Origin of the sequence: Pseudonocardia nantongensis, from assembly GCF_046546495.1 — a bacterium.
Lineage (GTDB): Bacteria > Actinomycetota > Actinomycetes > Mycobacteriales > Pseudonocardiaceae > Pseudonocardia > Pseudonocardia nantongensis.
Window position 1 is genome coordinate 186,883 of sequence record NZ_JBKGXT010000009.1, and the last position, 19,056, is coordinate 205,938.

Annotated in this window: 18 protein-coding genes; 11 read left to right on the forward strand and 7 right to left on the reverse strand. The window is 74.5% G+C overall.

The genetic code is table 11. From position 1 onward, the window contains the following. Nucleotides 1-41 precede the first annotated feature (41 nt). The 4 genes from ACLFMI_RS12310 to ACLFMI_RS12325 all read left to right on the forward strand — a co-directional run bounded on the left by ACLFMI_RS12310 (nucleotide 42) and on the right by ACLFMI_RS12325 (nucleotide 6,928). On the forward strand, nucleotides 42-1,610 hold the full coding sequence (locus ACLFMI_RS12310; protein ID WP_410947934.1) for a molybdopterin-dependent oxidoreductase: 1,569 nt from the start codon (nucleotides 42-44) through the stop codon (nucleotides 1,608-1,610). Nucleotides 1,611-1,655: 45 nt separating this feature from the next. Continuing rightward, complete coding sequence (locus ACLFMI_RS12315) at nucleotides 1,656-5,018, forward strand: arabinosyltransferase domain-containing protein (RefSeq protein ID WP_410947935.1); 3,363 nt, start codon at nucleotides 1,656-1,658, stop codon at nucleotides 5,016-5,018. An 89-nt stretch (nucleotides 5,019-5,107) separates the two neighbouring features. Further along, nucleotides 5,108-5,506 carry a VOC family protein gene (locus tag ACLFMI_RS12320; RefSeq protein ID WP_410947936.1) on the forward strand — a complete coding sequence of 133 codons (399 nt, stop codon included), beginning with the start codon at nucleotides 5,108-5,110 and terminating at the stop codon, nucleotides 5,504-5,506. A gap of 84 nt (nucleotides 5,507-5,590) precedes the next feature. Further along, a complete protein-coding gene (locus tag ACLFMI_RS12325) occupies nucleotides 5,591-6,928 on the forward strand; it encodes an NtaA/DmoA family FMN-dependent monooxygenase (RefSeq protein WP_410947937.1) in 1,338 nt (445 codons plus the stop codon). 22 nt (nucleotides 6,929-6,950) lie between these two features. Here the strand turns inward: ACLFMI_RS12325 and ACLFMI_RS12330 are convergent, their stop codons facing one another. The 3 genes from ACLFMI_RS12330 to ACLFMI_RS12340 form a co-directional block, all read right to left on the reverse strand. Next, nucleotides 6,951-7,439 carry a DUF3040 domain-containing protein gene (locus ACLFMI_RS12330; RefSeq protein ID WP_410947938.1) on the reverse strand — a complete coding sequence of 163 codons (489 nt, stop codon included), beginning with the start codon at nucleotides 7,437-7,439 and terminating at the stop codon, nucleotides 6,951-6,953. Between the two features lie 95 nt (nucleotides 7,440-7,534). Beyond that, nucleotides 7,535-8,584, reverse strand: coding sequence for a TerC/Alx family metal homeostasis membrane protein (locus tag ACLFMI_RS12335; RefSeq protein ID WP_410947939.1), 1,050 nt, complete (start codon nucleotides 8,582-8,584; stop codon nucleotides 7,535-7,537). Nucleotides 8,585-8,779: 195 nt separating this feature from the next. Continuing rightward, entirely contained in the window at nucleotides 8,780-9,898 is a 1,119-nt protein-coding gene (locus tag ACLFMI_RS12340; RefSeq protein ID WP_410947940.1) for an SDR family NAD(P)-dependent oxidoreductase, read from the reverse strand. A 214-nt stretch (nucleotides 9,899-10,112) separates the two neighbouring features. Here ACLFMI_RS12340 and ACLFMI_RS12345 point away from each other — a divergent pair, with 214 nt between their 5' ends. The 4 genes from ACLFMI_RS12345 (at nucleotide 10,113) to ACLFMI_RS12360 (ending at nucleotide 12,437) form a co-directional block, all read left to right on the forward strand. Continuing rightward, nucleotides 10,113-10,295, forward strand: a complete 183-nt coding sequence (locus ACLFMI_RS12345; protein WP_410947941.1) for a YegP family protein — start codon at nucleotides 10,113-10,115, stop codon at nucleotides 10,293-10,295. A 208-nt stretch (nucleotides 10,296-10,503) separates the two neighbouring features. Next, complete coding sequence (locus ACLFMI_RS12350; RefSeq protein ID WP_410947942.1) at nucleotides 10,504-11,325, forward strand: sigma-70 family RNA polymerase sigma factor; 822 nt, start codon at nucleotides 10,504-10,506, stop codon at nucleotides 11,323-11,325. A 146-nt stretch (nucleotides 11,326-11,471) separates the two neighbouring features. Next, nucleotides 11,472-11,999 carry a universal stress protein gene (locus ACLFMI_RS12355; RefSeq protein WP_410947943.1) on the forward strand — a complete coding sequence of 176 codons (528 nt, stop codon included), beginning with the start codon at nucleotides 11,472-11,474 and terminating at the stop codon, nucleotides 11,997-11,999. Between the two features lie 81 nt (nucleotides 12,000-12,080). Then, the gene (locus tag ACLFMI_RS12360; RefSeq protein ID WP_410947944.1) at nucleotides 12,081-12,437 is read left to right on the forward strand and encodes a TraR/DksA family transcriptional regulator; all 357 of its coding nucleotides are present in this window, start codon (nucleotides 12,081-12,083) and stop codon (nucleotides 12,435-12,437) included. A 63-nt stretch (nucleotides 12,438-12,500) separates the two neighbouring features. Here ACLFMI_RS12360 and ACLFMI_RS12365 read toward each other — a convergent pair whose 3' ends face one another. Beyond that, nucleotides 12,501-13,079: a type 1 glutamine amidotransferase domain-containing protein gene (locus ACLFMI_RS12365; protein ID WP_410947945.1), complete on the reverse strand. Its 579-nt coding sequence runs from the start codon at nucleotides 13,077-13,079 to the stop codon at nucleotides 12,501-12,503. Between the two features lie 199 nt (nucleotides 13,080-13,278). On the opposite strand from ACLFMI_RS12365, the gene ACLFMI_RS12370 reads away from it, so the two are divergent. Both ACLFMI_RS12370 and ACLFMI_RS12375 read left to right on the forward strand, forming a co-directional pair. Beyond that, nucleotides 13,279-13,560 carry a DUF6343 family protein gene (locus ACLFMI_RS12370; protein WP_410947946.1) on the forward strand — a complete coding sequence of 94 codons (282 nt, stop codon included), beginning with the start codon at nucleotides 13,279-13,281 and terminating at the stop codon, nucleotides 13,558-13,560. Between the two features lie 47 nt (nucleotides 13,561-13,607). Continuing rightward, nucleotides 13,608-13,841: a hypothetical protein gene (locus ACLFMI_RS12375; RefSeq protein ID WP_410947947.1), complete on the forward strand. Its 234-nt coding sequence runs from the start codon at nucleotides 13,608-13,610 to the stop codon at nucleotides 13,839-13,841. Nucleotides 13,842-13,871: 30 nt separating this feature from the next. On the opposite strand, the gene ACLFMI_RS12380 is transcribed toward ACLFMI_RS12375, so the two are convergent. The 3 genes from ACLFMI_RS12380 to ACLFMI_RS12390 form a co-directional block, all read right to left on the reverse strand. Next, nucleotides 13,872-14,447 carry a hypothetical protein gene (locus tag ACLFMI_RS12380; protein ID WP_410947948.1) on the reverse strand — a complete coding sequence of 192 codons (576 nt, stop codon included), beginning with the start codon at nucleotides 14,445-14,447 and terminating at the stop codon, nucleotides 13,872-13,874. Nucleotides 14,448-14,526: 79 nt separating this feature from the next. Then, nucleotides 14,527-15,771 carry a PucR family transcriptional regulator gene (locus ACLFMI_RS12385; RefSeq protein ID WP_410947949.1) on the reverse strand — a complete coding sequence of 415 codons (1,245 nt, stop codon included), beginning with the start codon at nucleotides 15,769-15,771 and terminating at the stop codon, nucleotides 14,527-14,529. A gap of 31 nt (nucleotides 15,772-15,802) precedes the next feature. Next, nucleotides 15,803-17,230: a fatty acid desaturase gene (locus ACLFMI_RS12390; protein WP_410947950.1), complete on the reverse strand. Its 1,428-nt coding sequence runs from the start codon at nucleotides 17,228-17,230 to the stop codon at nucleotides 15,803-15,805. 294 nt (nucleotides 17,231-17,524) lie between these two features. On the opposite strand from ACLFMI_RS12390, the gene ACLFMI_RS12395 reads away from it, so the two are divergent. Next, nucleotides 17,525-18,889, forward strand: coding sequence for an MFS transporter (locus ACLFMI_RS12395; RefSeq protein ID WP_410947951.1), 1,365 nt, complete (start codon nucleotides 17,525-17,527; stop codon nucleotides 18,887-18,889). Nucleotides 18,890-19,056: the final 167 nt, after the last annotated feature.

The window sequence follows — 19,056 nt, forward strand, 5'->3', positions numbered from 1 at the left end:
GACGGGTGAACCCCGAAGCGGTCGCGGCACGAACACCTGACGTGACCGCGACCCTGGATCCCACCCCGCCCGCCCCGTTGTCGGTCCTGCCCCGCGGCCGAGCCGTGCTCACCGGCGTCCTCGGCGTCGGGTCCGCGCTGGCCGCGGGCGACCTCGTCGCAGGTCTGGTGGCACCGCCGTCGTCACCGTTCCTGGCCGTCGGCGACCAGTTCATCCGGATCACCCCGGAGTGGCTCAAGCAGCTGGCGATCGGGCTGTTCGGTGTCTACGACAAGGTCGCGCTGCTGGCCGGGATGGCGGTGGTGATCGCGGTGCTCGCCGTCGTCGCGGGCCTGGTCGCGCGACGACGGCCCGGGCCGGGACTCGCCGTCGTCACGGTGCTGGGCCTGCTCGCGCTGGTCTGCACGGTGATCGCGCCGGCCTTCGGTGCCCCCGACCTGATCGCCCCGCTGGTGGCACTGGTCGTCGGGACGGCGGTGTTCGGGGCGCTGCATCGGGCCTTCGCCCGGGCCACCACCACCGGGGAAGCCACCGGACCGGGTGCCGGTCTCGCCCGGCGCCGGGCACTGAGCCTGGCCGGCGGCGTCGCGCTCGGCTCGGTCGCCGCGGCGGCCGGCGGGCGGCTGCTCGGCGGGAGCTCCGCCGGCGCCTCCCCCAGCGCGGTCGGGCCGCTGCCGCCGGCGCCGCAGCCGCGGGCCAGCGCGCTGCCGCCGGACGTCGACTTCCCCGGCACCCCGGCCTGGCTCACCCCGACCCGCGACTTCTACCGGATCGACACCGCGCTGCAGGTGCCCCGGGTGCCGGTCGCGAGCTGGACCCTGCGGGTGCACGGGATGGTCGAGCGCGAGCTGAACCTGACCTTCGACGCGCTGCGCGCCCGCCGGCTGATCGAGGTCCCGATCACGATGACCTGCGTGTCCAACCCGGTCGGCGGGAACCTCATGTCCAACGCCCGGTTCCTCGGCGTCCCGCTGGCCGAGCTGCTGGCCGAGGCCGGGGTCCGGCCGGGTGCCGAGCAGCTGCTCTCCACCAGCGTGGACGGGTTCACCACCGGCACCGCGATCGGCCCGGTGACCGACGGCCGGGACGCGATGCTGGCCATCGGCATGAACGGTGAGGCGCTGCCGGTCGAGCACGGCTTCCCGGTCCGGATGGTCGTCCCCGGCCTCTACGGCTACGTCTCCGGCTGCAAGTGGATCACCGACATCGAGGTGACCACCTGGGCGGCGAGGCAGTCGTACTGGCTGGAACGCGGCTGGGGGCGGGAGGGGCCGATCAAGACCCAGTCCCGGATCGACACCCCGGCCGCCGACGCCACCGTGCCCGCCGGGCCGGTGACGGTGGCCGGCACCTCCTGGGCGCAGCGGGTGGGGATCAACCGGGTCGAGGTCAGTGTCGACGGCGGGGGGTGGCGCCCGGCGGAGCTGGGTGCCGAGGTCGGCGTCGACACCTGGAGGATGTGGCGCACCACCGTGGACCTGGCCCCCGGCTCGCACACCCTGCGGGTGCGCGCGACGGACCGGACAGGCACCGTGCAGACGGGACGGGAGCAGGTGTCCATCCCGGACGGGGCGACCGGCTGGCACACGGTGCCGGTCACGGCGGCCTGACCGGCGGGCCGGCCCCCGGTCCACCACCCGCCGACCCGGAAGCCCATGAGCACCCAGACCCCCGACGCCGATCCCCCTGACACCGAGCCCCCTGACACCGAGCCCCCTGACGCCGGGCCCCCCGACACCGGGCCCCCTGACACCGAGCCGTACCCGCGCCCCGGCGACGACGCCCCCGCCGACGCGCCCGGACCGGACACGTCCGCCCGGCCCGCGTCGCCGTCCCGGCTGCTGGTCGTCGCGACCCTGCTCGTCGGCCTGCTGGCCGCGGTACTGGCCGCGCTGGTGCCGTTCGCCCCGGTTCTCGACCGGGACACCACGGTCACCTGGCCGCGCGAGGGCGAGCAGCCGGCGTCGACGATCGCGGGGTTCGTCCCGTACGCCCCGGAGTCGGTGCGGGTCACCGTGCCGTGCCCGGTGCTGCAGGTCGCGCAGGGCCGGGAGGGCACGACCACGGTCGTCTCCTCGGAGCAGCCGGGCCGGGCGAACATCGGGTTCACCGTGCTGACCGAGGGCGGCGACGTCCGGGTGCTGGTCGGCGGCCGGGAGCTGGTCCGCGAACCGGTCGGCGGCGGCGACTGCGCCCGGGTACTGACCGCGGACGGCTCCGGCTCCACGGTCAGCACCGGCGACGAGCCGCCCCGGACCTTCCCCGGCGACCTCGTGCGTTCGGTCGGCGCCTTCAGCACCCAGCTCTCCCCCGGCGACGCCGCCGGCCTGCAGGTCAGCGCCCGCACCGCGGACTGGTTCGTCGCCGACGCCACCACCGCCAAGCAGGTGCTGCTGGCCGCGCAGTGGATCGCGGCCGCGGCGGCGCTGGTGCTGCTCACGCTGCTCGCCGGCGACCGGCTGCGATCCCGCCGCGGGGCGCTGCGGCTGCTGCGGGCCCGGCTCGCGGGGGCCGGGCGGCCGCACGGGATTGCCCGGCTCGCCGCCGACGTCGTCGTGCTCGCCACGCTGGCGGTCTGGACCGTGATCGGCCCGCTGAGCACCGACGACGGGTTCACCGAGGCCATCGCCCGCAACACGGCGGGCGACGACCTCGGCAACGTCTACCGCTGGGGCAACGCCTCCGAGGCGCCGTACACGCTGGTCATCCGGATGGTGCAGGCACTGGCCGACACCGGCGCCGGCCCACTGGTCCTGCGCCTGCCCTCGGTACTGGCCGGTGCCGCGGTGTGGCTGCTGCTGTCCCGGGTGGCGCTGCCCGCGCTGCTCCCCCGGCATCACCGCCTGGCCTGGGTCCGCTGGACGCTCGCGGCCGGGCTGCTGGCCTGGTGGCTGCCGCTGAACCTGGGCGTGCGGCCGGAGCCGTTCGCCGCGCTGTTCGGCACGGCGGCGCTGGCCTGCGGGCTGCGCGCGGCCGCCCGGCCCGGTGGCCGGGCCGGGCTGTGGATCGGTGCCGCCGCGCTGGCGTCCGGCCTGGCGCTGGCGGTGACGCCGTCGGCGATCACCGCCGCCGGCCCGCTGCTGCTGCTGGTCGCCGCGCTGTGGCGCCGGCTGGCCCGGCGCGGCACGCCCGCCGAACCGGACTCCGACCCTCCCACGGCGGGTGTCGTCGGCTGGTCGGTCGCACTCGCCGGGGTCGCCGCCGCGACCGGGATCGCCGCGGCCGGGCTGACCGTCGTGTTCACCGGTCAGAGCCTCTACACGGTGCTGCGGGCCACCGCGATGCACAGCTTCTACGGCCCGGACGTGCCCTGGTACCAGGAGATCCGCCGCTGGCAGTACCTGCTGGGCTTCGACGGTGAGCAGGGCGGGCTGGGCCGGCGGCTGCCGGTGCTGCTGACGGTCGCGATGCTGGTCGCGGCGCTACCGCTGGTCGCCCGGGGCGCGCACCGCTGGACCGCCGGCCTGCGGTGGGTTCCGGTACCGGTGGCCGGTGTGGCGCTCGGGTTCGCCCTGCTGACCCCGGCGCCGTCCAAGTGGACGCACTACTTCGGTTCGCTCGCAGGCACCGGTGCGCTGGCGATCGCGGCCGGGGTGGTGCTCGTCACCGTCGCGGCCCGGCAGCGGCCCGCGGAGCGGACGGTGCGCGGGGCGGCGGTCGCCGGCACCGCCGCCGCGGTGACGCTGGCCGCGCTGGTCTTCGCCGGGAAGAACGCCTGGTTCCTGTGGTCGGAGTGGGGCGTCCCGCGCTACGACGGGCCCTTCACCCCGCTGAACTCCCCGGCCGTCTGGGGCGCGGCCGCGGCGGCGCTGTTCGTCGCCGGGACGGGCGCCGTCCTGGTCGTCCGGCACCGCGCGGGCGGCCCGGCGGACCGGCCCCGGCCCATCCGGGCGCTCACCGGGGCCGCGGCCCGGGCCGGGGCCGCGCTCCCGGCCGCGGTGGTGGTCACCGCGCTGGTCACCGGCGTCGCGGTCGTCGTCGGCTCGATGGCCGTCGCCCCTGGGCGGCAGGGCAGCGGCTACTCGGTCGGCGGGCAGCTGTGGGACGAGCTGACCGGCACCCCGACCTGCGGGATCCTGGACCACGTCTCGATCCCGACCGCGTCACCCGGCGCGCTCGCACCGGCCGAGGGGCAGGACGAGCTGGCCGGGTTCGAGGCCGACCGCGGCCACCCCGACGAGCCTCCCGAGCCCGGCACCACCTGGGGCAGCCTGGGCGCCGACGGGAACCTCGGGACCGGCACGCTCACCACCCGCTGGTACACGCTGCCCGACGTCGAGCCGGGGCAGGAGCTGCTGGTCGACGTCGCCGGGCGGACGGGCCAGGGCAACACCCTGGAGCTGGAGTTCGGCCGCGGTGCGGGCACCCCGGAGCCGGCCGGCCGGCTGTCGCTGGACGACACCGACACCGCGGACGACGCCGAGGCCGACTACCCCACAGACCGGGTCGAGGAGGCCGCACCGCTGAACCGGCCGGGCTGGCGGTCGGTCCGGATCGACCCCGCACAGATCCCGCCGGGCGCGGACCGGGTGCGGGTCCGCGCCGTCGACGACACCACCGATCCGGGCGGCTGGGTCGCCGTCGCCGTGCCCCGGCTGCGCACCCTCGCCCCGGTCGTGCCGATGCTCCGCGACGCCGACGGGCCGGTCTACGTCGACTGGTCGATCCTGTGGGCCGCACCGTGCCTGCGGGACCTGCCGACGGTGCGCGCCGGGCTCGCGCAGACCCCGCGCTACCTGGTGCTCGGGCCGTCGTCGCTGGGCTTCGCGGGGGACGTGTCGTTCGGCGAGACGGCGGGCGGCAGCTTCGCCGCGATGCGCCGCGGCAGCACCGAGACCGCGGTCGCGACCCTGATCGACACCGCGGACGACCCGGACCAGGCCGACTGGGGCGCGGTGTCCCGGGTCGAGCCGGACATCGCCCGTGACGCCTACGACGTCCGGTCCGAGCTCCTCCGCCGCTGGGGCTGGGAGGGCTACCGCGGACCGCTCGGCTTCCCCGAGCTCCCCAGACCCTGACGATGCCCCTCCGGTCGGAGGGGCTGCCGGGTCGGGCACGACTGATAGACAGGTGGCGACATCCGCACGCGAGGCAAGGGAGCTCCACCGTGGCCTTTCCCGGACTGCAGCACGTCGCCCTGACCGTGGGCGACATCGAGCGCAGCACGAAGTGGTACTCGGCGCTGTTCGGCGCCGATCCCGTCCTGGTCGAGGACGAGGAGGGTGGCCGCTTCCACCACACCGTCTTCGCCCTGGACGGCGGGATGCTCTTCGGGCTGCACACCCACCAGGGCCGGGAGTCGAAGGACGCCTTCGACGAGCAGCGCACCGGACTCGACCACGTCGGGTTCTCCGTCGGCTCGCACGCCGAGCTGGAGCAGTGGGCACGCAAGCTCACCGAGCTGGGAATCGAGCACGGAGGCATCAAGAAGGCGCGCTACGGCAGCGGCGTCTCGTTCCGGGACCCGGACAACATCGCGCTGGAGTTCTTCACCGGCCCCGAGTGACCCCCGTCGTAGACGCCGCTGAGGCCGGGAACACCTCGCCCGGACCGGTGTTGCACCGGAGGAGCCCGACCCCTGGAGGCCTGCATGCCACGCAAGCAGATCCACCTCGCCGCGCACTTCCCCGGCGTCAACAACACCACGGTGTGGAGCGACCCGGGGTCCGGCAGCCACATCGAGTTCGACTCGTTCGCGCACTTCGCGCGGACCGCGGAGCAGGCAAAGTTCGACTTCCTGTTCCTGGCCGAGGGGCTGCGGCTGCGCGAGCACCGGGGTCGGATCTACGACCTGGACGTGGTGGGCCGGCCGGACACGTTCACCGTGCTCAACGCGCTGGCCGCGGTCACCGAACGGCTCGGGCTGGCCGGCACGATCAACTCCACGTTCACCGAGCCCTACGACGTCGCCCGCCAGTTCGCCACGCTGGACCACCTGTCCGGCGGCCGGGCCGCGTGGAACGTGGTCACCTCGTGGGACGCCTTCACCGGCGAGAACTTCCGCCGCGGCGGGTTCCTGCCGCAGGAGAAGCGGTACTCGCGGGCCAAGGAGCACCTGGCCGCGGCGGCCACGCTGTGGGACTCCCGGGCCGGGGACCCGCGCGGCACCTTCGACCGGACCTCCGACCAGTTCGACATCCGTGGCCGGTTCGCGCTGCCGCGCAGCCCGCAGGGCCACCCGGTGATCCTGCAGGCCGGCGACTCCGAGGAGGGCCGCGAGTTCGCCGCGGCGTCGGCCGACGCGATCTTCACCCGGCACGCCGACCCGGAGGCCGGACGGGCGTTCTCGGCCGACGTCAAGGCCCGGCTCGCGCGGTACGGACGCCGCCCGGAGGACCTGAAGATCATGCCGGCGGCGACGTTCGTGCTCGGTGACACCGACGCCGAGGCCGCCGAGCGCGCGGAGGTCATCCGGCACCAGCAGGTCGGCCCGCAGACCGCGATCGTGTTCGCCGAACAGCTGTGGAACACCGACCTCTCCGACCGGGACCCGGACGGCCCGCTACCGGAGTTCGACCCGGTCGAGGGCGAGCTGGTCTCGCAGGGCCGGGCCAGCGTCCGGCAGTACCGGGACCCGAAGGCCGTCGCCGACCAGTGGCGGGCGCTCGCCGCTGAGAAGAACCTGTCGCTGCGCGAGACGGTGATCCGGACGACCGCGCGGCACACCTTCGTCGGCAGCCCGCGGACCGTCGCCGCCGCGATCGACGACGCGGTCCAGTCCGAGGCCGCCGACGGCTACGTGCTCGTCCCGCACGTCACCCCGGGCGGGCTCGACGAGTTCGCCGACCGGGTCGTCCCGCTGCTGCAGGAGCGCGGCTCGTTCCGCACCGAGTACACCGGGACGACGCTGCGCGAGCACCTCGGCCTGCGGGCCGCGCCGACCACGACCGACCCGACGGAGGCCGCGACCGCCGCGCCCGGGGCGTGACCGGGCACGCCGCCGGCTCCGGTCACGGGTTCCGGCGGCACCCGCCGGAGTCGTCACCGTCCGAATCGGGTCCGGCCGCGCCCGGGTCGGTGGGCCCCTGCTCGTCGGTACCGTGCTCACCGGGCCCGTGCTCGCCGTATCCGGCCTCCCGACGGGCCCGGGCGGCGACCATCGCCATCGCGAACGGCACGCCCAGCAGCAGCCCGAACGACAACACCGCGGCCAGCCACTCGCCGGGCAGCAGCACCAGCACGATCACGCCGATCGCGACCGCCTGCAGGACCCGGTCGGCCGTACCCCGGCCGAGCGCGTCCCACCCGGATCCCGCGCCGGCGGCGTTCAGCGCCGACATCTCGGTGTCCAGGCCCGGATCGGAGCGGCGCAGGTCGTTCTCCAGCCCGGACAGGGTGCGTTCCTCGGAGCGGTTCAGCGGCACGGCATGCGGGCGGGGCTCCGGGTCGGGCCCCCCGGGCGGCGGAGTGGAGGGTGGTGGCGGTGGTGGCACGAACATGGTTCCTCCTCGGTGACGTCGGGTGACGACGATCCGAGCTCCCGGCAGACACGACATACCTTACCGAAAGGGACAATCCCCCGCCCGACGCCGAGCTACTGCTCGCCCGCCCGGTCACCGCTCGGGGCGTGCGCGACCTCGTCCCGCTCACCGGTGGTCTCCGCCGCCGCGCGGCGCCTCGACACGACCAGGCTGGCGACCGCGGCGACCGCGATGGTCCCGGTGATGACCAGCAGCGACAGCCAGATCGGCACCTCGGGCACCGGCACCGGCTGCCCGCCGTTGATGAACGGCACGTTGTTCTCGTGCAGCGCGTGCAGGGTCAGCTTGACGCCGATGAAGGCCAGGATCACGGACAGGCCGTGCGCCAGGTAGATCAGCCGCTCCAGCAGCCCGCCGATCAGGAAGTAGAGCTGGCGCAGGCCGAGCAGCGCGAACGCGTTCGCGGTGAACACCAGGAACGGCTCCTGGGTCAACCCGAAGATCGCCGGGATGGAGTCGAACGCGAACAGCAGGTCGGTCAGCCCGATCGCCACGATGACCAGCGCCATCGGGGTGAGCATCCACCGGCCGTCGATCCGGGTGCTCAGTTTCGCGCCGTCGTAGGAGGTGGAGGTCGGCAGGACCTTGCGCACCATCCGGATCAGCCGGGAGTCCCCGGCGTCCCCCTCGTCGCCGTCGTCGGCGGACAGCGCCTCCTTGATCTGCGAGTACGCCAGCCAGAACAGGATGATCGCGAAGAGGTAGAAGACCGCGACGAACTGCTCGATGATCACCGCTCCGACCGCGATGAACGCGCCGCGCATGACGATCGCGATCGCGATGCCGATCAGCAGCACCTTCTGCTGGTGGACCTTCGGCACCGCGAAGCTGGTCATGATCAGCAGGAAGACGAACAGGTTGTCGACCGAGAGCGCCTTCTCGGTCAGCCAGCCGGCCATGTACTCGCCGCCGTACTGCCAGCCGGAGGACACCCCGACGACGACGCCGAACAGCAGCGCGATCGCGATGTAGCCGACCGACCAGATCGCCGACTCGCGCAACGTGGGTTCGTGCGGGTCGCGGGCGTGCCCGACGAAGTCGAACACCAGCATGCCGAGCACGACCGCGATCGTCGCCAGCCACACCCAGAGCGGCACGTTCATACGGGATTCCTCCAGCGCAGGTAGGGACGCTGAAGGTCTCCTCCGCCCGCGTCCTGCGCGGACCGGCGCCACCGGGACCGACTGGTGCGCGGTTCCGTGATGACGGCGACGCCGTGTTCGGGAGTACTCCCCTTCTCCGGGGCGACGCTAGGGCACCGGCGCCGTTCCCGGACAGCCGAGGTTACGCGATGCTCGTCACGTCTGTCCGTTTCGCCGGATCCGGAACTCGCGGCCGGTGCCGGCGGACGGCCGGCCGGTGGGTCGGCGCACGGTATCGGTACCGGTGTCGGCCCGGCCGGTCACGCGGGGCGGCTGCACCGGGCGCGGGGTCACCCCGACCCCGGGTCCTGCCGGCACGGCCGGGAGCGGTCCGGTGCCGGTCGTGCGCGGCCGCGGCAGCGGCTTCGCGGGGACGTGCGCCGGGCGCGGGGGCAGCCCCGGCAGCGCCGGGAGGGAACCGGCGCCGGCGGGCAGCGCGCGGGCCGGCGGGGCCCCATGGAACGGCCCCGGCACCGGGGACGGACGGGTGTGCACGTCGGCGCCGGCCCGGCCGCGCTCGAGGCGCCGGCACCGCTCCCGGCCTCGCCCGGCGACCTTCGCGACCGCCCGCAGCGCCGTGCGCGGTGACTCCAGGTAGCCGACGAGCGCGCGGTAGACCCAGCCCGGCGCGGACAGCGTACGACCGCGCCGCAGATCCTCCAGCGAGCGGCGGACGACGGTCTCCGGCTCCAGCCACAGCGGCCCGGTCGGGTCGGCGTCGCCGCGGACCCGGCCGGCGACGACCGCGGTGACCTGCACGCCGGTCCCGTGCAACGAGGCCGCGACGGTGTCGGTGAAGGCCAGCACCCAGGATTTCGAGGCGCCGTAGGCGTTGCCCCCGGAGGGCAGGTACCCGGCCATGCTGGCGACGTTGAGGATGCCGCCGCGCCCCCGGGCGGTCATCGCCGGGACGGCCGCGCGGGTCAGCCGCAGCAACGCGGTCACGTTCAGCTCGACCTCGGTGGTCAGGCCGTCCACCGGCGCCTCGGCGAAGATCTGGTCGCACTCGACCCCGGCGTTGTTGACCAGCAGCTCGATCGGCAACCGCTCGTCGGTGACCCGGCGTTCCACCCGGGCCAGGTCGCGGTCGTCGGTGAGGTCGGCGACCATCGTCTCGACGATCGCGCCGGTCGCCCGCCCGACCCGCTCGGCGGCGGCGGCGAGGCGTGCCGCGTCACGGGCGACGAGGACGATCGAGTACCCGCGCTCGCCGAGCTCGCGGGCGTAGGCCTCGCCGAGTCCGCGGCTGCTCCCGGTGACCATTGCTGTGGGCATGTCACGGACCGTAGGCGCGGTTCGCTGAGGCTGCCCTGAGAACGACATCCCGCGCTGAGCCCCCGCTGAGAACCGCCGAGCCAGTCGCTCCGATCCACCCCCGATCGCGGACGATCCGGCGCTTCCCGCTGCGCCGATACTCCATCTGGTCTACCGTCCGCAGCCGTCCGGACCGGTCGATCGACGACCGGCACCCCGTCTGCAGGAGGTCGTCATGGCAGGCAAGTTCGAGGTGTACGAGGACCGCGGCGGCAAGTTCCGCTTCCGGCTCAAGGCCACCAACGGTCAGGTCGTCGCCGTCGGAGAGGCCTACGAGAGCAAGTCGGCGGCCCGGAAGGGCTGCGAGTCGGTGCAGCGGGCGGCCGAGGACGCCGAGCTCGTCGAGACCGACGCCTGAGCCGCCGCGGTACGTACCCGGACGGCCGGGCGGGGACACCCGTCCGGCCCTCCGCGCGTCCGGGCGGGGGTTGTCCCGTTCGGACGGCGAACGTTACGGTCGCCGACCCGGTCTCCGGATGAGGATCGCACCCCTCCGGAACGACCACGCATCGATCCGTTGAGCCTGCAGCGGACCCCGCACCCGCCACCGGCATGTGAGGGAGTCCATGACCTCGACGACGACCGCAGCACCGGAACGAGCGACGGACCGCGACGGCCGGCACGGCTACGACGACCTGGCCCCGCAGCTGGAACGGCTGGCCACGGAACCCCTCGACGCCCCGGGACGACCGGCCCTGCGCGAGTACGTGATCCGCGGGTTCCGCCCGCTGGTGCGCAACCTGTCCCGCCGGTACGCCCCGCCCGGACCGGCCGGCGACGACGTCGAGCAGGCCGGGATGCTCGGCCTGGTCAAGGCCGTCGACAGGTACGACCCGACGTCGGCCACCGGCGGCCCGCTCGGGTACCTGATCCCGAGCATCCGCGGCGAGATGAAACGCCACCTGCGGGACCACACCTGGTCGGTGCGGGTGCCGCGGGACCTCAAGGACCTCGCCGTCACCGTGCAGCGCCGGGCCGACGCGCTCGGTCAGGAGTTCGGCCGCGCGCCCCGGCCCTCGGAGCTGGCCCGCGACCTCGGCGTCGGGGTCGACGAGGTGGTCGACGCGCTCGGGGCGCTCGACTCGCACCACGCCCGCTCGCTGGACGCGCCGGTCGGGACCGACGACGGGAACGGGGAGGCGACCCCGCTCGGTGAGCGGATCGGCGAGGACGACCCGGACCTCGACCTGGCCGCGCACCGCTCGGAGATGCACGCCCTGATCGACAGGCTCCCCGAGCGGGAGCGGCGGATCCTGATGCTGCGCTTCTACGGCGACCGCACCCAGTCCCGGATCGCCACCGAGCTCGGGATCTCCCAGATGCACGTGTCCCGGCTGCTGTCGCGCACGCTGGCGCGGCTGCGGGCACAGCTGTCCGAGCAGGACTGACGGCGAGCAGGACCGACCGCGAGCAGGACCGACGGCAGGGCCGCGTGTCGCGCCCGTGCAGCGGGTAGCCCTGCGGCGGGTTCCGGGCCGCGCCGCGCGGGCACCGGCGGCCCGCCCGGACGCCGACACGAGAGCGAGACCCGCTGATGCACGACGACTCCGCCCCGGAGCCCGACCACCCTGAGGACCACCACCCGGAGGGGCACACCGACCTGCACCCGCACGACCGGGCCGACCGGCCCCGGCCCGGGCCCGCCGGACCGCCGGGTGGATCCGTCGTCGTCGGGGTGGATGGTTCCGAGGCCTCCCGCGCCGCGCTCGACTGGGCGCTGCGGTACGCCGACGCCGGCCGCGCCCGGGTGCTCGCGGTGACCGTCTGGCACGAGCCCGTCCAGACCTCGGCGATCGGCGCCGTGGGCAGCAGCACCCGGCGCGAGCAGGCCGAGGCGACGCTGGACCGGACCGTGAACGCCGTCGCGTCCGACGACGCCCCGGTGGACAGGGCGGTCGAACGGGGCCGCACCGAGGAGGTCCTGCTGCGCCGATCCCGGCAGGCCGACCTGCTGGTGCTGGGCAACCACCGCCGGGGCCGGCTCGCCTCGATCGGGTCGGTCGTGCAGGAGTGCCTGCGGGCCGCGGACTGCCCGGTCGCCGTGATCCCGGTGGTGGGCTGAGGACGGTCCGTGTGCCGGCGCCCGTCCCGGGGAACCCGGAGCGGTGCCGCCGGCGGCGGCACGGACACGAGAGGAGTGCCGATGGATGCCACACGGGCACGGGCCCTGCTGGACGAGGAGCTCGCCGGGCTGGCCGAGAGCACGCCGGGCCCCGGAGCCGTCACCGACGGCGACCGCAGCGGCGAGGGCATGGACTTCGGCGACTCCGGGTCCCGCACGGCCGAGCTGATGGACCACGACCTGGCCGCCGGGACGCTGCGCGGGCGCCGGGAGCGGCTCCGGGCGGCCCTGGACCGGCTGGACCGGGGTGAGTACGGCCGCTGCGCGGAGTGCGGGCGCGAGATCGACGACGAGCGGCTGGAGGCGCGGCCGGAGACCGACCGCTGCCGCGACCACCCGGAGCCGGACCGGCAGCTGCCGGGGCCGGTGGAGCGCTGAGCGGGCCCCTACACACGGGCGGCCCGGATCCCGCGGGACCCGGGCCGCCGGTGTGCCGGTCGGTCAGGCGGTCGCGCCGGCCTGCCGCACCGGGTGCCTGCCCTCCTCGAACTCCTCGACCAGCTTGGCGCAGAACGCCTCCAGGTCGCCGGGGGTGCGGCTGGTCACCAGGCCCTCGTCGCACACGACCTGCTCGTCCACGACGGTCGCGCCGGCGTTGCGGAGGTCGGTGCGGATGCTCGGGAACGAGGTGAGCGTCCGGCCCCGGACGACGTCCGCCTCGACCAGCGTCCACGGCCCGTGGCAGATGGCGCCGACCGGCTTGCCCGCCCGGAAGAAGTCCTGCACGAATGCCACGGCGTTCGCGTCGGTGCGCAGGGTGTCCGGGTTGACCGTGCCGCCGGGCAGCACCAGCGCGTCGTATCCTGCGGCCGAGACGTCCTTGACCGCCTGGTCGACCCCGATCACGTCGCCCTTGTTGATGTCGGCGTTCATCGCCTGGATGGGCTCGGTCGAGAGCGCGACCACGTCCACCCGGGCGCCCGCCTCCCGCAGCACCTCCCGCGGGCGGGTGAGCTCGACCTGCTCGACGCCGTTGGTGGCCAGGATCGCCACGGTCCGGCCCTCGAGTTCGTTCGCCACGTCGTCCTCCATCGGATGCGTTCTCAATTTCGCTGTCGGTCCGGCCGGCTACCGGCCGGTGGTGCGTCGTGCTGGACGCGTTCCCGCTGTGCGGCGGGTCAATCCCCCGCGTTCCCTCGGCCGGGCGGTGCGTCCGGTGTAGCGGCGCCCGTGCCGGGTAACCGGGCGTCGACACCGGTTCCCGAGCCGAGGAGACGTGATGGCCGCCGAGCCCCGCCGGAGCCGGGAGGACTACGGCGCCGGCCTGCCCGACCACCACGACCCGACCGCGGGTATCGGCGGGGCACCGCCGGCCCGCAGCGCGCTCACCCTGCGCGCGGTGCTCGCCGCGTTCGGTCTCGCCGTCTCCGTCGGTGGCGCCGTGCTGGCCGTGACGGCCGGAGTCACCTGGTTCGCGATCGTGCTGGCCGTGATCGCGGTCGTCGCGCTGCTCGACCTGCTCTGGATCCTCTACCGCAAGTATCGCGGCGAGCCGGGCTGACCGGGCCGCCGCGCCCCACACACGACCGCACCCCAGGAGGACGAACCATGCCCAGCGACGACGACCGCGCACCGCACGGCCCGCCCGAGGACGTCGAGCCGGACCGGAACCTGGCGAACAGCCGGGTGACCGGGGGTGCCGACACGGAGGAGGAGGACGCCGCCGCGACGACCGGCACCGGAGCGACCGGGGAGTACGTGGGCCGGGTCGCCGGGGAGGACCAGGGGTTCGACGAGGAGACCGGTGCCGAGGCCCGCGCTCGGGCCGACGAGCGGCAGTAGCTCCCGTGACACGCCGCGCCGGACCGCGGTTCAGTCCCCGGCGGTCCCGGTCGGCGCCGTCGGGCCCATCGCGGGGCGCACGCCGGGCTCGCCGACCCGGCGGGCCGCCTCGACGCACGCCGCGGCCCGCACCGCTCCCGGCGCGTCGGCGGTGACACCGTAGGCCTGCGGGCCGGGCAGATCCGGGGACAGCGTGCGGGCATCCGTGCTCACCGCGGCGAAGCCCTGCCCGCCCCAGGCCCAGACCGCATCGTCTCCGGCGGTCCCGGCCCCGGTCACCGGCGCCGCGAGGAACGTCAACGGGCCCTCGACGACGGCGTAACGCCGTTCCCGGGAGAGCGTGCCCTCGCGCAGCGCGCCGGCGAGCGCGTCGAAGTCGGTGCCGCGGGCCTCGGTGCAGGACCGCAGCGCGGTCGCCGGGTCGGTCGCCGCGAGCCGGGCGAACTCCTGCCCCGCGGTGTCCGCGGGCGGGCCCGAGTACGCCGGGTCGGGCCCCATCAGGGCACCGACCCCGACGACGACCGCGGTGAGCAACGCGGCGCCGGCCAGCAGCACGCCCGTGCACCACGCCAGGGTCCGCAGCGCCAGCGCCCCCGAGCTGCTCATGGGCCCACGATAATGCGCCGACGGGGATCCGGTCGGACGGAGAACCGGATCGTGACGTCGTGGATCCGGGCCGGTGAGATCAGCCGGGCGGACGCAACACGCTCGCCCCCAGCAACCGGCAGGCCAGCAGCGCCACCTCGACGTCCAGCCGGTCGGCGGCCAGCGGCCGCCCGCGCACCTCCTCGGCCCGGCGCAGCCGGTACTGCACCGAGTTCTTGTGCAGGTGCAGCTCGGCGGCGGCCGCGGCGAGGCTCCCGCCCGAGGCGAGGTAGGCGTCGAGGGTGCCGCGCAGCCGCCCGTACTGCTCGTCGTCGATCGCGAGCTCCCCCAGCACGTCGGTCACCCACCCGGCCAGCAGGTCCGGATCGGCGCCCAGCAGCACCAACGGCCCGAGGGCGTCGGCGGTCGTCACGGCCCGCCTGGCTCCCGGAGCCGCCGCGACCGCGACGGCCTGGGCCTGCCGGGCCCGGCCGTGCGAGCGGCGGAACCCGGGCAGGTCCCGTTCGACGGTCCCGAGCGCGGCCAGGAGCTCGTCGTCGGGAGGAGTCCGGCCGAGCGTGGCGGCGACCTCGTCCGGGCTCCGGGACGGCGCGGGGTACCACGCCCAGAGCGTCGCGGCGTCCGGTGCGACCAGCAGCGGCGGCCGCGGGCAGTCCAGCGCCTCGCCCACCGCACCGGCGGCCCGTTCCAGGGCACGGCCGTGGTCGGCGGCCTCCGGCGGGCACCAGAGGACCGCGGCGACGTGCGGCCCGGCGATCGGGTGACCGAGGCCCTGCTCGACCTCGGCCGGAGTCCCGCCGCGGCCGGCCAGCACCGCGTTGACGGTCGCGAGCCGGGCGGCGTCCCGGCGGCGCACCCAGCCGTCCCGCTCGGCCTGGTGCACCGCGACCAGCTCCTCGGAGACCCGGTCGACGAACCCGAACGCCACCGACGACAGCTCCCGGGCGACGTCCGCGACCTGCCCCGCGTCCAGCTCCTCGGCCGCGATCCGGGTGATCAGCAGCTGCTGGAACGCGGCCTGTCCCAGCCGGTAGGCGCGCAGCAGCGTGGTCACCGGCACGCCCTGCTGGGCGAGTCGTCGCGCCAGGTCGGTCCCGGCCGGAGGCACCGGGACGTCGTCCGGGTCGCCGCCGCCGGTGAGCACCACCAGCGCCGCGTCCAGCGACGCCTCGACGGTCCCGACCACCAGCTCCCGCACCCGCGGGTCCCGCCCCAGCTCCGGCAGGCCGTCGTCGATCCCGGCCAGGACCGCCGCGGACAGCGCGCCGACGTCGTCCCGCGCCGTGCCGGCGATGCGGGCGAGGACGTCGGTCACCGGGGCCACGGCACGCACGGTAGCTCGCGGCCACGCTGCGTCAGGACTCCCGCCGCGAGGCAGCCGTGTCGAGCGGGAGGAAGTCGACCTTCTCCCGGACGCCGCAGTCCGGGCAGGCCCAGTCGTCCGGGATCTCCGACCAGGCGGTGCCGGCCGGGAAGCCCTCGGCCTCGTGGCCCGCCGCGACCTCATAGGTGTACCCGCAGCCGGGGCACCGGGCCGCGGTGACGCCGTCGACCTGGCCCCGGCGCGCGGTGTCGGCGCGCTCCCCCTCCGGCGCCGGGTCGGCCGGCGGCGGGTAGGTGGCGAGCAGGCGCTCCCGCTTCGCCGGGTGCAGGTTCGCCCGCCGCAGGTCCCCGTCGTAGTGCGCCAGCACCAGAGGGTCCATCGCGCGACGGAACACCGGCGGGACGAGCGCGGCCAGCATCATCCCGGCGTAGCCGGTCGGCAGGACCGGGGCCTCCGGGAAGTCGCGCAGGGCCTGGAACCGCCGGGTCGGGTTCGCGTGGTGGTCGCTGTGCCGTTGCAGGTGGTAGAGCAGCACGTTGGTGGCGATGTTGTTGGAGTTCCAGGAGTGCTCCGGGGTGACCCGCTCGTAGCGACGACGGTCCGGCGGCCCGACCTTCTGCCGGAGCATCCCGTAGTGCTCCATGTAGTTGACCAGTTCCAGCAGGGTCAGTCCGAAGACCGCCTGCAGCAGCAGGTACGGCAGCACGCCGACGCCGAACACGGCGACCAGCGCGCCCCAGAGCACGACCGACATCAGCCAGGCGTTCAGTGCGTCGTTGCCGATCCGGTACGGGTGCCGGTCCCGGCGGGCGAACCGCTTGCGCTCCAGCCGCCAGGCGCCGCTCAGCGCACCGAGCACGGTACGCGGCCAGAACCGGTAGAAGCTCTCGCCCATCCGGGCCGAGGCCGGGTCCTCCGGGGTGGAGACGCGGACGTGGTGACCGCGGTTGTGCTCGACGTAGAAGTGGCCGTAGAAGCACTGCGCCAGGGCGATCTTGGCCGCCCAGCGCTCGACGTCGTCGCGCTTGTGCCCCAGCTCGTGTGCGGTGTTGATGGCGATGCCGGCCACCGTCCCGAGGGTGACCGCCAGCCCGATGTTCCCGATCACCGGCGCCCCGGCGGAAGCGATGTACCACATCCCGACGACCAGGCCCGCGTACTGGACGGGCAGGTAGGCCCAGGTGACCCGGCGGTAGTAACGGTCCTCCTCGAGGGCCTCCATCACCTCGTCCGGCGGGTTCGTCGGGTCGCGACCCGCGATCAGGTCGACCAGCGGGACGATCCCGAGCACGACGACCGGGCCGAGCCACAGCGTCACCGACAGGCCGGTGAGCAGGTGCAGGCCGATGGCGACGAACGGCAGGATCGGCACGACGAGGCCCAACAGCCACGCGTAGCGCTTGCCGTCGTGCCAGGCGTCGCGCCCGTCCACCGGTTCGGTCAGGGCGTAGGTCTTCACGATGGTCTCCCTCGCGTCGGCGCCGCCGGGGCTGGACCGTGAACGGTAGGGAGATCGGGAAGGCGTTCCTTCGGTCCCGGGGACGAAGCCGGCCACCCCGTTCGGTCCGGGAGACCAGGGCCGTCCGGGCCTGTGCCCCGATGCCGTGCGGCGCGGGATGCAGTTCAGGGCCACCCATTCGCGAGCGAGAGTGACCTCGGTGTGTCCAGACTCGCCCGATTTGAGTAGGATTTGTGATGTGCAGCGCATGAAATGTCGTCCGATCGGGTAACTGCACGCACAGGGAGTGAACCGATGACCATGAGGGATCCCGGCCGGAGCGGCGCGGTCGATGAGCGGGAGATCCGCAAGATCGCGTCCGTGAGCATGATCGGCTCGACCATCGAGTGGTACGACTTCTTCATCTTCGGGACGGCGGCTGCGCTCGTCTTCCCCGACCTGTTCTTCCCGGACGCGAGTCCGACGGCGGGCGCACTGCTGTCGTTCAGCGTGTTCGGGGTCGCGTTCCTCGCCCGCCCGCTCGGCGGCGTGGTGTGGGGCCACTTCGGTGACAAGTTCGGCCGCAAGAAGGCGTTCATCACGGCGCTGTTCACGATGGCGATCGGCACCGCGCTGATCGGCGTGCTGCCGACCTACGCGACGCTCGGGATCGCCGCGCCGATCATCCTCACCGTCCTGCGGTTCGTTCAGGGCCTCGCGGTGGGCGGCCAGTGGGGTGGCGCGGTGCTCATGGCCACCGAGTTCGCGCCGAAGCACAAGCGCGGCTTCTACGGCAGCTTCGCCCAGATCGGCGTGCCGCTCGGCGTGATCCTCGGCCAGGTGCTGTTCCTGTACCTGTCGTTCGCGATGTCCCCCGAGTTCTTCGCGAGCTTCGGCTGGCGCATCCCGTTCCTGGCGAGCGTCCTGCTGATCGGCGTGGCGCTCTACGCGCACCTGCGCCTCGAGGACACCCCCGCGTTCAAGCACCTGCAGGAGGCCAAGGCCGCGAAGGACGCGGCGGAAGGCGTCACGGAGACGCCGCAGAGCGGCGGCTCCCCGGTGATCGACGCGCTTCGCCAGTACCCGAAGCAGATCTTCCTGGCCGCCGGCTCGTTCATCGTGGTCAACGCGACGTTCTACCTCTACGTCGTCTACATCCTCGACTACGGGACCGAGGAGCTGGGGCTCGCCCAGACGACCGTGCTCGTCGCGATCCTCATCGCCTCGATCGTGCAGGTCGTCTCCCTGCCGATCTTCGCGGCGATATCGGACCGCTACGGGCGGCGCAAGATCTACATTGCGGGTGCGGCGGGCACCGCGCTGTGGGCGTTCCCGTTCTTCTGGTTCGCCGACACGGCCACCGGCTGGGGCGTCACGGTCGCCCTGCTCGGCGGCCTCATCACGCTGTCGATGATGTACGGGCCGCAGGCGGCCTTCTTCGCGGAGCTGTTCAGCGCCAAGGTGCGCTACAGCGGCGCGTCGCTCGGCTACCAGATCGGCGCCGCGCTCGGCGGCGGCTTCTCACCGGTGATCGCCACGGCGCTGCTGGCCGGGACCGGCACCCCCGCGTCGATCTCCGCCTACATGGCCGTGCTCGCGCTGATCGCGATCGTCTGCGTCTACCTGCTGACCGAGACCTACCAGAACGAGATGGACGACGCCGCCGCGCCAGAACGGTGACGCGCCGCCGTTGCCGCCGGCCGTGCACATCTGGCCGGCCGACATGCGCACCGCCCGGTCCGTCACCGGTGAGGTCGTGATCGAGTGCGATCTGACCTTCGGCAACCTCGACCTGCGGCTCCCGGCGGAGATCGGCCGGGACGGCGAAGCCGCGCCGCGCCAGCAGC